Genomic DNA, 13,347 nt, shown 5'->3' on the forward strand with positions numbered 1-13,347 from the left:
TTTATCTTTAAGGAAAGGATGGGAGTGGGACAAGGGTAGCAAGTTGATTGATTTGCTACCAGTCTCTCTCCCATCTTTGGTTAAGGATAAAATCATGTTATGCTCTCCATACAGGGGAAATCCATCCCGGAGATTAGAAAGGTCACTTCATGCCCTATCCATTTAATTATTTTTCCAGCCTTTTTCAGGTAAGAAAAGCATTTGCCAACCGCAAACAACTCAATTGGTTCCAAATGATCTTTACCTCACTCTTTCTTCTATCCTTGACCCTGATCCCTGTTGCCGTTCAAAATGCGGAATTACAGACCTACCCCTTAACCACCTTCGTCAGTGATGTCTTTGATCCCCTGTCAGATGAAGTCATGGTGGACTTGAAGGAAAACGGGGCCTTCTCTCAAGGAGAATTCACCTATCAAAACAATTCAAAAGTATTTGAAAACAAATCTGGTCAAGTCATTCTTGGCCAACACGAGGATGCTGAATACGGAGCAGCACTGACGCTTCACTTTGATAAGAAAGCCTTAATCATTCTCAAAGAAAAGAAAGAACTAGCTACGATTCCTTACCAAGCCATCAATCAAGAGAGCATTCAGGACAAAAAGGAACTCACTAAGGCCATTTCCAAAGATTGGTTCCAGGCCAATCGATTGGCTGTCAGCCTCTTTCTCGTCCTCTTCTCAGGTTTCTTATCTGCTGTGAATTTTGCCATTTTAGTATTTGGAGCTTCCTTCTTCCTTTTCTTGACACGGAAGTCACGTCTCTTCTCTCTCAAGACCTTCAAAGAATGCTTCAATTTCACCCTCAACTGTCTAGGATTGCCTATTCTTGTGAGCGTCCTAATCAGTTTAGTATTCCACCAAGTCTTTACGACAACCATCTTGATCCAAAATATCCTATTTGTCTTGTTCCTCGCACTTGCTTTCTATAAGACTCATTTCCGGGATCCAGATTACAAACCTTAGGGAGGTCCTTTATGCGTGTCACCATCAAAGATGTAGCCAAACTTGCTGGCGTTGCACCATCTACCGTTACACGAGTGATTCAAAATAAATCTACCATCAGTGAAGCCACTAAAGAACGGGTTCGTTCTGCCATGAAAGAACTAGATTACCATCCAAACCTCAATGCTCGTAGCTTAGTGAGCCAGTCCAGTCAGGTGATTGCCCTTGTCTTGCCTGATGAGAGTGATGTGTTCTTCCAAAATCCCTTCTTCCCTACGGTCCTCCGTGGGATTAGTCAGGTTGCTTCTGTTTATGGCTATGCCATTCAGATTTGTACAGGGGCTAATGAAACCCACCGCCTCGATCAACTCAAACAAATGATTTATGGTAAGCGGGTAGATGGACTCATCTTCCTCTATTCCAAATTGAATGATCCTTTGGTTGACTTCTGTATTCAAGATAAATTTCCTTTCTTGATTTTAGGAAAAGCAACTTCTCCTTTTATATCCTTAGTCGATAACGACAATGTTAAGGCCGCCTTTGATGCGACCGAATATTTCATCAAGAAAGGATACCAACACATCGCCTTTGTTGGAGGAAATAAGGAATTGGCCGTTTCTCAAGACCGCTACAAGGGCTACCAAGAAGCTCTTGCCAGTCACCAGATTCCTCTCCGTGAGGAAATGGTCAAGTTCTCCTTTGGTTTCATGCTAGAAGAAAATTCTTACCAAATTATGGATACCCTGCCTTTTGATGAACTCGAAGCACTCATGACAACGGATATTTTGGTTGCTGAAGGGGTTCGGAGATACCTGAGAGACAAAGAAGTCGATCTTCCAATTATTTCCTTCGACTCCATTCAACCACGAATCCCTATTGATGCCTATATTGATATCAATACAGTCGAATTGGGACGCGAATCTGTCAGAACCTTACTCCAAATTATTAAGGACAACAAGGAAAACAAAACTGTTTGCTACAGACAGCTCATTGAACACTCGATTATTGAACTTTAGGAGAACCTATGACCACCAACTTTGCAGCTTATTTAGACGACCAAGACTTGATTCGCATGGAAGGAGGAGAGAGCGTAATGGCCTCTCTTCCTTTTACATTGATGTCTGGTTCGAAAACGATTGAACTTCTGCCAACTGAGGAAGAAAAAACTCTTCGAAGCCCTCTTCCCATCGACTTAAGTCAAAGCTATACCCTCTCCAACGCTAAAGGAGAAACCTGCCTCCTACACTATCGCGACATCGTCCGCCAACCCATCTTTGATCAGCTATATGCATATGATGGAGAGGATTTAGGGGCTCACTACTCAAGAGAAAAAACAACCTTTGCCTTCTGGGCTCCTATTTCTCAAGAGGTTCAACTCTTGATCAACCAAACTGTCTACCCGATGGAGCGGACAGAAAAAGGTGTATGGCGTATAGAACTCGAAGGAGACTGGGAAAAAGCCTCTTATTACTACCAGCATCAAGTCAACGGTGTAACCCATATCGTCCATGATCCTTATGCTCTTTCTTCTGAAGCCAATTCAGGAGCTAGCTATGTCGTCGACCGACACAAGATCGAACGCCCTATTCAGAGAGCAACAACCCAACTAGATCCGACTCAGGCCATTATTTATGAATTGAGCGTCCGGGACTTCTCTATGCAAAAAGAAGCTGGTTTCCATCATCCTGGAACCTTCCCAGCCCTCTTAGAATCTCCTAAGCATGGAGAACAGACCTTTGGCTTTGACTATTTGAAATCCCTGGGCATTACTCATATTCAGCTTTTGCCCCTCTATGATTTCGGAAGCGTGGATGAAACAAATCCTACTGCTGGTTATAATTGGGGCTATGACCCTGTGCAATACAATGTTCCTGAAGGAAGTTTTAGTAGCCAGCCAAATGATCCATACCAACGGATTCTCGAGCTACAGCAGGTGATTGATGCCTATCATAAGGCAGATCTCAGCCTCATCATGGACGTTGTCTATAACCATGTTTACCTCTCTGATGAATTTGCTTTTGAGCGGATTGTCCCAGGCTATTTCTATCGCTATGACCAAGACCGCCAACGAACCAACGGAACCTTCTGTGGAAACGATGTAGCCAGCGAGAGAGCCATGGTGCGCAACTACATCAAGCAGTCAGTCAAGCAGTGGGTTCAACTCTACGGCTTTGATGGTTTCCGCTTTGACCTGATGGGTATTCTTGACCGCCAAACCATGATGGAAATTCAAGAAGAATTAGCAGCCATTTACCCCAACATTTACCTTTATGGAGAAGGCTGGAAGATGGATACTGGACTGGATCCTGAACTCCTGGCCCATCAATACAATGCCAGTCAACTTCGTCCGTATGGCTTCTTTAGTGACAACTTCCGTGATACCATTAAACGAAGCATCCTGAACGAAGGACGTGTAGACAGTCACTATCAGGCCAATGACCTGGCTAATATTTTGACTGGTAACGTCGGACTCAAAGGAGCCCCCCACTTTGTGCGTCCTCAACAGGCAATTAACTATGTGGAATGCCATGATAACGCAACCTTCTTTGACTACCTCAAGGTTGAAAATCCAAACATTTCAGAGGAGGTGCGTCAGGCTAAAGCTCGACTTGGCTTGCATCTCGTCCTCTTGGCTCAAGGAGTTCCCTTCCTACATGCTGGTCAAGAGTTCTATCGCAGCAAGGGCTTAGAAGAGAATACTTACAATCTTCCAGATGCTCTAAATCAACTAGACTGGCTTTCTTCTACAGCTTATGAAACAGATATTCAGTTCCTGCGTGAATTGATTGCCTATCGAAAAGAGGAAGAGCTCCTTCGCTTTGACAAGGCTCAAGATATACGGGATTACTGCCAAGTCACTTGGATCTCAGAGAAGACCTTCTCTTACAGTATTGAGAAAGACGGTCGTAAGTTGCTTATCTTGGTCAACCTTGGGGATCAAGAATGGACTTATCGACTCAAACAATCAGCAAGATTAGTAATTGCCTACCCTCATGTGTTTGGGAGAGAGCAAGAGCTTTCTCAAGAAGAATTTACCGTTCCAGGCTATGGTTGGATCTTGGTAGAACAAGCATAAAAAAATTCCTGCAAGAATTTCTTGCAGGAATTTTTAATCTTCTACTTCGACAAAACGTCCAATAATATGAACATTGTCTGAAATTGTTATAAAAGCTTGAGGGTCTGCTTTTTTCATTAAAAATTTAAACTCATTAAACTCTGCTCGGGTAATAACCGTGAGTAAGACGGCTTTTTCCTGATGATTATAGGTCCCTTCGGCATTATGGATAATGGTTGCCCCACGGTGCAATCGTTTATGGATTTTCTCAATAATCTTATCCGGTTGGCTAGTGACAATCATGGCTTGCATCCGCTTCTGCTTGGTAAAGACTGCATCTGTCACTCGACTGGACACAAAAATGGTAATCATCGAATAGAGGGCATATTTCCAACCAAAGGTCATCCCTGCTATCAACATGATGGTCCCATTGACGATGAGAGAAATTTTTCCGATGTTCTTGCCCGTTCGCTTTCGAATGGTCAAGCTAACAATATCGGTTCCCCCACTGGAGATATTGTTGCGAAGCGCAAATCCAATCCCTGTCCCCATTACAACTCCCCCAAAGAGAGCATTCATAATAGGATCATTGGTCAGGGTAACCACTGGCATAAATTGGATAAAGAAGGAACTCATAGACACCGTGATAAAGGTGAAAATAGTAAACTTATGACCAATTTGATACCAAGCGATGATCATTAATGGCAGATTGATGGCATAGAATGACAAAGAGACCGGAATGGTAAAGCCTAAAAATCGATCACTAAGGGCGGATATAATCTGGGCCAATCCTGTCGCACCACTGGAATACACACGTCCCGGCTGGAAAAAGAAGTTCACAGCAACGGCAGATAGGAAGCCATAGACCAAAGAAGCCGAAATCTTTTCATCGTACTTCTCTCGGGAAATACTTTTTAAGACCCGTAGTAATTTAAAGTTATAGGCCAATCTTCGTATATAATAACGCAAGATCTTGCCTAAGCGAGTTTTTTTCATGATTATCTCTCAATTTATAAATAAAGGGAAAATCCCACAAGTTGCTTATGGTAATTTTCCGCTTTTACTTTTCTTATTCCTCAGTTTTTACTTCTACTTGTAGGCTCAACTCTTCCAGTTGTTTGGTAGCTACTGTAGAAGGGGCTTGGGTCATTGGATCCGTTACCTTATTGTTCTTAGGAAAGGCAATCACTTCACGGATATTCTCCTCACCAGCTAACAGCATGACAAAACGGTCCAAACCAAGAGCTAATCCACCATGTGGAGGGAAACCATAATCCATGGCTTCTAGCAAGAAACCAAATTGCTCTGTCGCGTCTTCTTTTGAGAAACCGAGAGCGGTAAACATCCGTTCTTGCAATTCTTTTTGGTTGATCCGAAGACTACCACCACCAAGCTCGTAACCATTGAGCACAATATCATAGGCAATGGCCCGTACCTTGGCAAGATCGCCCTCTAATTCATGAGCTGTATCTGCTTGCGGAAGTGTAAATGGATGGTGGGCACTCATGTAACGACCTTCTTCTTCAGACCACTCAAACATTGGCCAATCGACCACCCATAGGAAGTTGAATTGACTATTGTCAATGAGGTCCAATTCCTTGGCAATTCTACAACGAAGGGCACCTAGAGTTGCATTGGCCACTTCTAGTGTATCAGCTACAAAGAGAACCAAATCCTTTTCTTCCAACTGTAAAGCACTTGTCAACTCTGTTGTCACACCTGTCAAGAACTTAGCTACTGGCCCATTTAAAGCACCATCAACTACCTTGACCCACGCTAGACCTTTTGCCCCATATTGCTTGGCTACTTCAGTCATCTTATCGATATCTTTACGAGAGTAGTTGTCTGCTGCGCCTTTAACAACGATGGCTTTAACGGCAGGTGCTTCTGAGAAGACCTTGAAGTCTACACCCTTTACAACTTCTGTCAAGTCTGTCAAGAGCATCTCAAAACGAGTATCTGGTTTGTCAGAACCATAAAGAGCCATAGCATCGTCGTACTTCATCCGTGGGAAAGGAAGTGTCACTTCGATTCCCTTAGTTTCTTTCATAACACGTGCGATTAAACCTTCCGTAATATCTTGAATTTCTTGCTCTGTCAGGAAGGAAGTTTCTAAATCGACCTGTGTAAACTCCGGTTGACGGTCGCCACGTAAATCTTCATCACGGAAACATTTGACGATTTGATAATAGCGGTCAAAGCCAGCATTCATCAACAATTGTTTGGTAATTTGAGGGCTTTGAGGTAAGGCATAAAAGTGACCCTTGTTGACGCGAGATGGTACGAGGTAGTCACGCGCCCCTTCTGGAGTTGATTTAGAAAGGAATGGTGTTTCCACATCAATAAATTCCAACTCATCCAAATAATTACGGATAGAATGGGTTACCTTGGCACGCAATTTTAAGTTTTCCAACATTTCTGGACGACGCAAGTCCAAATATCGATAGCGTAGACGAGTATCATCGTTTGCTTCAATGCCGTCCTTGATCTCAAATGGCGTGGTTTTTGCAGTATTGAGGACAGTCAAGGAAGAAACATGCATTTCAACCTGACCTGTTGCAATTTTATCATTCGCTTGCTGTCTGGCAGCAACTTGACCTGTCACTTCGATAACATATTCGCTACGAAGACTCTCGGCCGTTGCCATGACTTCCGAACGAACAGTTTCTGGATTGATGACCAATTGCATAATCCCTTCACGGTCCCGCAAATCAATAAAGATCAAGCCACCCAAATCACGGCGTCGACTCACCCATCCTTTGAGGGTTAGTTCTTGTCCAATGTGTTCCTCGCGAACACGCCCAGCATACATGGAACGTTTCATTGTATTTTTACTCTCCAAACTAATATTCTTCCTTCTATTTTACCATAAAGCCTGTCAGATAAGTGCTTTTCCAGAGATTTTTCCAGAAAAAACAGTTCTTTTATTCAGCTTCTTTCCTGGTAGGAGCTTTCTCTTGTTTTTCCTCTTCATCGTATAACGTTGGGGCTAACATTTTCATCAGACTAGCTGTTCCAAAACGCATGACAGCTGCCAAGACCCCAAATATTGGAGCCAAGCCACGGAAAAAGAAATCTCCTCTGACGAATTGGGTGATGAAACCCGTAATGAGAAAGATCACTATTCCTTGAAGAATCGCATAAAAAGCTATTTTCTTCATTGTTTTCATCTTGTACCAGTTCCTCTCTTTGTATTAGACAGACTTATCCACAAGCTTGTGGATAAGTCTGTGAATATGGGGATAAGTTCATTCAAAACCATAGGAAAAAAGGTTGAGACTGGGTATTCTCAACCTCTTTGCATCTTACTTAAATTGATCCGGCTGACCTTTATAGTTAGCCCAGTCCTGACTTAAGAAACGATTGTTAATCTTGTATTCAGGGGCAGGTTGAGGGTTGGAGACAAAAGGATCAACTGCTTTATCAAATGCCAACCATCCATTCCAGCCCATATGAATGGTATCTTGCATAAAGTAGGGTTTATCACCATCTTTAGAAAAATCAGCAATATGGGTAAAGCCTTGACTTTCTAATTGGTAACGGATTTTTTCAACTGTCCGTTGATACATTTCTTTACTCAAACCTGTATAGGCCATCCATTTAGAGTTAACTGGAGGGATGACAAATATCACATTGGTTTTCGATTGAGCAAACTGATCCAAGACCAGTTGTAAATCATTGTATTCTGGAGATTGCTCATAGGATTCATTCTTTTGGAATCCTTTGAGTTTCTTTAACTTACTTGCAAGTCGATGGTTGTAAAAGCTATTACTAATGCCTAGTTTGTTATTATTGGTTTTCTTTTTGGCTTCCGCAGTCGCTACCTCTTCCAAAGCTTCGTAAGAAAATGTATCTGGCAAGTCATCTAAGCGAGAGAGTACTTTTTTCTCATAGTTGCTATTGTTCATTGCCGTAAAGTTGCTAAAGAAGGCAGCCTCCCGACGAACAAAGCGCATGAGGGTCTGATTGAGTCCTTTTTCAAAACCAGATAGATTCTGACCCTTGGCCAACTTCTGAACTTCTCCCTGCATAGCAACATTAGGGTATTGTTGCAAAAGACGAGACGCCGCATATTGGCTTGCTGGTCCAGCTTCATGGTTGGCCAAAAAGCTAGTTAATTGATCGCTGTTAAAGTATTGCTGAAAGGCTGATGAATCATAGCCATCCTTAGTAAACCACTGGGGTGATACCACATAGACAGCTGTTTTCCCTTCTAGTTGAGGAAGAATTTGCTGCATCCCAAAATATTGGTTCAAGGACGCTGCTCCTCGTTGCCCTAGAAAATACGGACGATAAGAGCGATCATACTTCTCAGCTAGTACTGCTGGGTGGACGATATCAAACCGCAACCATTCGCTGGAACCAAAGAAGGGTACAAAACGATAGTTAGGATCCCCGAGCGCTTCTTCTTTGCGGGCACGACTTTTAAAACCTTCTGCTGTCAAGCTCACTGCGGCCTTTTTCTCTTCTGTCAAATCATGTTTGTGGTTAATCGGATAGAAAAAGAGAAGGGTAGCGACCAGAGCCATAGCGCAAAAGACAGGACCCAGAATCAGCCACAATCGTTTAAGCATTCTGAAGCTCCATAACACCTTCTACGATTTTGTTGGCTGTGTTCCAGTCATCACGACCAAATTCAGATACTGGAACCCGAATATCGAAGCGGTTTTCCAATTCAACAATCAATTCAACGGTTCCCATGCTATCAAGAACACCCGCATCAAAGAGATCCTCATCCATCATATCTGAGACATCTTCCATAAACAATTCGTCAATAATTTCAATTACTTGTGATTTTACATCCATTTTTCATTTTTCCTTTTCTTATTTCATTTTTGGAAACCATTGCTGATCCAAGAAACCTGAGAAAATCAGGAAGGACAGCATAACGGTATTGAAGGTAATAAAGATTCCAAGAGCCTGGGTCCAGCGGTTGTCTGGTAGGGGCTCTAGTCCTTTTGCTTTGCGTTCTTTATTGATGGTCTTTTTCTTCCGCAACCAGGCATCATTGATCACAAGACCAAGTCCGTGGAAGAGACCATAGGCTACATAATACCAGGTCACTCCATGCCAGAAGCCCATGACCAACATGTTAATAATATAGGCAACGTTTGACGTTGTAATCCGGCTCTGAAAGACCTTGTTGCGCATCAAAACCATGACTAGACGCATAAAGACAAAGTCACGAAACCAGAAGGACAAACTCATGTGCCAGCGATTCCAAAATTCCTTTAAATCACGTGATTTGAAAGGGAGATTAAAATTGATCGGGCTCTTAATTCCCATCAAATTAGATGCCGCAAGGGCAAACATAGAATAGCCTGCAAAGTCAAAGAAGAGATCCAAACCAAAGACATACATGACCCCTAAGGTGCCTAGGTTAAAGATTCCCCCTTGAAGAAGGGCATAGGTCTTGACGTGTCCTAGTAAGAGATGGCCAAAGATATGAGCTAGAATAAACTTATAGAGGAAGCCAAGCATGATATACTTGACGCTCTGCTCCAACATATCTAGAAGCTCATCTCGATCCGGAATCGTCAGATAATCTTCATTGAAGCGTTTGAAGCGGTCGATCGGCCCACTTGAAAAAGTCGGCATAAAAAGCAAGAAACGCAAGAATTCCCAGAGACTAAAGTCTTTGAGGGTTCCGTCTCGCATCTCGATAATCATACCCACTGCTCGGAAGGTCAGATAAGAGATCCCAAGGAAGCCCATCCAAGACTGGGTGCCATCAATGGCTGGTTGCACCTTCACAAAAACCAAGGGCAAAACGACCAAGAAAGAGTGGAGGTAAAAAACCCACTTGTTATCACGCTGGCTTCGATAGAATTTATAGGAGTAGACCCAAAGGATTTGCCAAAAGAGGTAGAAAAGAACCGCATAGATTTGTTTCAAATCCGTCCCTGTCAGCATTAGAACAATAAAGGTGAGACTGACCAAGGCTTCATAGACTGGGAATCGCTTTTTAAAGAAGAGGCCAACAAAGATGGGCAATAAGGCCCCAATCAGATAAATAAAGTAGACCGGGGTCCCATAGGGTTCTAAATGAGGGAGCTGTTTCAAAAACTCGATCATCGGTTGTTAACCTCACTAATCAACCCTTTGATGTCGATCTTCCCGTTTGGAGTTAGCGGTAAACTATCACGGTAAAGGAATTTTGAAGGCATCATATAAGACATCATGATGTGCTCCAAATCTTCCTTGATGGCTTTCGTAATATCAATCTCGCGTTCAAATTGCTCTTTGACGCCATCTTTTAAGATGACATAGGCCAAGAGATTTTGAACCTTATGATCTTTGTTGTAGCGTGGCACTGCAACAGCCGAGTCGATGTACTGAGATTTGTTCAAGTTTTGAGAAACATCTTCTAGCTCAATACGATAGCCGTTAAACTTGATCTGGAAGTCCATTCGACCACCATAGAGAAGAAGACCTTCATCTGTCATGGTACCAACATCTCCCGTATGGTAGGCTGGAAGTCCTTCAAATTCGAAGAAGGCTTCTGCTGTTTTCTCTGGATTATTCATATAACCTTTTGAAACGGCTGGTCCAGACACGATGATCTCCCCTTGCTCTCCATTTGGCAATTTATTGCCTGCCTCATCAATGATGAAGGTTGGAGAATCTTCTTTTGTGTAACCAATTGGCAAGCGTTTAAGAGTCGCTAACATCTCGTCTGTAATAGCGACTGCCGACAAAGCAACAGTTGCTTCCGTTGGCCCATAAGCATTGATGATGCGTGCATTTGGGAAACGCTCGCGCAATTTCTGAGCTGTTTTCACGGTCAACTCTTCCCCATCAAAGTAGAAATGGGTGATGCCTGGCATCTTTTCAGCATTGAAATCTTCAGACAGCATAGCCATATCTGCGAAAGATGGTGTTGAAGTCCAGATCGCAATCGGAAGAGAAAAGATGGTTGCAAAGAGTTGTTTGAAGTCTTGAGTGATGGCTGATGGAAGGGCAAAAAGGGTTCCACCAAGAGCCAAGGTCGGTGCCCAATACATGACAGACAAGTCAAAAGAATAGGGCGGTTGCGCCAACATTTGCGGACGCTCTGGCGTTGCAAATTCCTTGTCCGTAATCATCCAGTTGGTAAAGCTGAGCAAGTTATCATGCGAAATTTGCACCCCTTTTGGTTTTCCAGTTGTTCCAGAGGTAAAGATGATGTAGTAGTTATCATCCCCTTTGACCGGATGTTGCAAGTCATACGCATTCTGCGCCGCATAGGCTTCACGCACTTGCTCCAAGGACATGATTGGAGCAGCTGGGTTTTCAATTGGGAACTTATTGATGGCGATGATTAGACTTGGCTCTGCTACTTCAACAATGGCAGACACGCGCTCCAAGGCAGAGTGGCTATCAATTGGGATATAGGCATGGCCAGATTTTGTCAAGGCCACAAAGGTTGCTAACATTTCATATTCTTGACCACCAAAGACCACTACAGGTGACTTTTCAGGAAGTCCCATTTGGTCGATGTGGGCAGCCAAGCTATCTGAATCAGCCTTCAATTGGCCATAGGTATGCTCCTCACCAAGGACATTGTAGACAGGATAGTCTGGTTGTAGTTGCGCGAAGCGCTCAATCGCTTCGATCATATCAGTAATTGGTTGGTTTGACACGGTAGGGATCTCCTTTAAAATTCATTGTAGATAAAGCCACCCTGACCTTGACCAAGGTAACTAAAGAAATAAAGTAGGGCTAGGAAAATGGCGAAATACAAGACCGTCTGCCCGATAAATTTATAAAGTGTTTTATGTTTCATCTTTTTCACTCTTCATTTTGATTTTCACTGACTATTTTACCATTTTTTGTTCAGTCATAGCAATCCAAACACAAGGAAAAAATACTAGAAAACGTTACCACAAGAGACGATTACTCTCCTGATTTAAGCCAACCGCTATCTAAGCCTTATCTTGCCGTTTCGCAACTCTGACGAATCAACTCCAAACACTTGTCTAGATCTACATCTCTTTCAAAATGGTCGGGACTCCAGGGAACCTCTATATCCGGCTCCACACCTTGATCCGTCATTCCTTTTCCTTGATCCAAGCTTAGACAGCGAGAGGTAGGAAACATCAATTGATAATCGCCATAATCAACAGTACAACAATTGGAATAGTCTAAAATTCCTAGAGTTGGTCTACCTACCACCGTTACCTTCTTAAACTGCTTCATCATCTGGACAAAATTATCACCAGATGATCCACAATAAATATCTGATAAGATATAGATCTGTTCGGGATATTGGCCACCTCTAACCTCTGGGAAGAATTCCTCGCTTTCTTGCTGATACGGTACATAGCCTTTCCCCCGATGGTGGATCAACTCCTCTTTCATATCTTCAAGTAGCTTAACTGTTTCAGGACTAATTTCTTCCTGTTGCATCCAGTCCTCAAAGTCTTTCAAGCGCAGATCAACATTACGTTCCGTGTAGAGAATTTCCATGCCATCATCGTCCCAGTCAAGCGAATCATAACCCTGATCCTTCTCTAAGCCTAGATGTAACAGAGGAAGATATAAAGAATCTGTCCCTCCGCCGTTCTGTCGGACATCAATGAGAAGAAACTTGACCTCCGTCATCATGGGTAAACACTTTTCATATACCCGACTAATGGCTCCTTCATCCATAAAATTATCCAGACGAAGATAAAGAATCTCATCGTCTAATCGTTTCCAAAAAATCTGATCTTGGATTGGTTCTCGACTGGGTGCTACTTCAATGGTCTTTTCTACCCCTTTTCGAAGCAGGGTGACCCTTGTGGACTGAGAGACCAAATCCGCCCATTCTCGGTAGTGTCTTTCAGGGGTCTTACTGATAAAATAGTCCTTTTGAAGAGACGCTACCTGCTCCAAGTCACTTCCATCCAAAGCTAAGATCTGATCTCCTACTTGAAGTCCCGTATCTTCATTTGCCCCTTCTACAAAGAGACCGCCGTCTGTCGAGCGCAATAAAAAACCTTTGTTAGGGGCCTTTTTCTTTCCAAAAGAAACATGGCCGATCACTCCAAAACTAGCTAGGTAGGACCTGACTTGATAAAGAAAGGCATCATCCGTCATATCATCTGTAATTTTTTCTCGAAAAGGCTCTGGATCGCATCCTTTTCTATCTTTGATGGTAGATGAATCGTGAGTCATAATAGAGACGACATCTTCAAAAATAGCAGTCTTTTTCATAAAGGATCCCTTCAATTTTTTAGAAACAGTATACCACTTTTCCTTAAAAAGTTCTTAAAAGCCTAAAAAGCTATCCTAAAGGAGGATAGTGTTAGAATGGAAACAAACTATTGTTTTACATAAAACAGTTAGATGATTACCAAAAAATGACTTTTATTTTTTAGCTATTTAAGA

The 13,347-nt window shown here is 42.7% G+C and carries 12 protein-coding genes; 3 read left to right on the forward strand and 9 right to left on the reverse strand.

Features of this window, described 5'->3' with window-relative positions; translation table 11 throughout:
• Positions 1 to 149: 149 nt before the first annotated feature.
• Genes LXO72_RS06185 through pulA form a run of 3 tightly spaced genes read left to right on the forward strand, consistent with a single transcriptional unit; the run spans position 150 to position 4,017 of the window.
• The gene (locus LXO72_RS06185; protein WP_154857020.1) at positions 150 to 962 is read left to right on the forward strand and encodes a DUF1189 family protein; all 813 of its coding nucleotides are present in this window, start codon (positions 150 to 152) and stop codon (positions 960 to 962) included.
• 11 nt (positions 963 to 973) lie between these two features.
• Positions 974 to 1,957: a LacI family DNA-binding transcriptional regulator gene (locus tag LXO72_RS06190; RefSeq protein ID WP_233331832.1), complete on the forward strand. Its 984-nt coding sequence runs from the start codon at positions 974 to 976 to the stop codon at positions 1,955 to 1,957.
• Between the two features lie 8 nt (positions 1,958 to 1,965).
• Complete coding sequence (gene pulA / locus LXO72_RS06195) at positions 1,966 to 4,017, forward strand: type I pullulanase (RefSeq protein WP_233331833.1); 2,052 nt, start codon at positions 1,966 to 1,968, stop codon at positions 4,015 to 4,017.
• Between the two features lie 33 nt (positions 4,018 to 4,050).
• On the opposite strand, the gene LXO72_RS06200 is transcribed toward pulA, so the two are convergent.
• The 9 genes from LXO72_RS06200 to LXO72_RS06240 all read right to left on the reverse strand — a co-directional run bounded on the left by LXO72_RS06200 (position 4,051) and on the right by LXO72_RS06240 (position 13,173).
• Entirely contained in the window at positions 4,051 to 4,992 is a 942-nt protein-coding gene (locus LXO72_RS06200) for a YitT family protein (RefSeq protein ID WP_233331834.1), read from the reverse strand.
• 73 nt (positions 4,993 to 5,065) lie between these two features.
• Entirely contained in the window at positions 5,066 to 6,820 is a 1,755-nt protein-coding gene (gene aspS / locus LXO72_RS06205) for an aspartate--tRNA ligase (protein ID WP_233331835.1), read from the reverse strand.
• A gap of 100 nt (positions 6,821 to 6,920) precedes the next feature.
• The gene (locus tag LXO72_RS06210; RefSeq protein ID WP_233331864.1) at positions 6,921 to 7,157 is read right to left on the reverse strand and encodes a hypothetical protein; all 237 of its coding nucleotides are present in this window, start codon (positions 7,155 to 7,157) and stop codon (positions 6,921 to 6,923) included.
• Between the two features lie 144 nt (positions 7,158 to 7,301).
• Positions 7,302 to 8,570, reverse strand: a complete 1,269-nt coding sequence (gene dltD / locus LXO72_RS06215) for a D-alanyl-lipoteichoic acid biosynthesis protein DltD (RefSeq protein WP_233331836.1) — start codon at positions 8,568 to 8,570, stop codon at positions 7,302 to 7,304.
• Positions 8,563 to 8,802: a D-alanine--poly(phosphoribitol) ligase subunit DltC gene (gene dltC, locus LXO72_RS06220; RefSeq protein ID WP_006595371.1), complete on the reverse strand. Its 240-nt coding sequence runs from the start codon at positions 8,800 to 8,802 to the stop codon at positions 8,563 to 8,565. Before dltC ends, dltD begins: the two co-directional genes overlap by 8 nt.
• An 18-nt stretch (positions 8,803 to 8,820) precedes the next feature.
• Positions 8,821 to 10,071 carry a D-alanyl-lipoteichoic acid biosynthesis protein DltB gene (gene dltB, locus LXO72_RS06225; protein ID WP_195214255.1) on the reverse strand — a complete coding sequence of 417 codons (1,251 nt, stop codon included), beginning with the start codon at positions 10,069 to 10,071 and terminating at the stop codon, positions 8,821 to 8,823.
• A complete protein-coding gene (gene dltA / locus LXO72_RS06230; RefSeq protein WP_154857006.1) occupies positions 10,068 to 11,618 on the reverse strand; it encodes a D-alanine--poly(phosphoribitol) ligase subunit DltA in 1,551 nt (516 codons plus the stop codon). The genes dltB and dltA overlap by 4 nt, the downstream gene beginning before the upstream one ends.
• A 14-nt stretch (positions 11,619 to 11,632) precedes the next feature.
• Positions 11,633 to 11,761: a teichoic acid D-Ala incorporation-associated protein DltX gene (locus LXO72_RS06235; protein WP_003002102.1), complete on the reverse strand. Its 129-nt coding sequence runs from the start codon at positions 11,759 to 11,761 to the stop codon at positions 11,633 to 11,635.
• 146 nt (positions 11,762 to 11,907) lie between these two features.
• Positions 11,908 to 13,173, reverse strand: a complete 1,266-nt coding sequence (locus tag LXO72_RS06240) for a S41 family peptidase (RefSeq protein WP_154857004.1) — start codon at positions 13,171 to 13,173, stop codon at positions 11,908 to 11,910.
• Positions 13,174 to 13,347: the final 174 nt, after the last annotated feature.

Origin of the sequence: Streptococcus sp. XMC, from assembly GCF_021341835.1 — a bacterium.
Lineage (GTDB): Bacteria > Bacillota > Bacilli > Lactobacillales > Streptococcaceae > Streptococcus.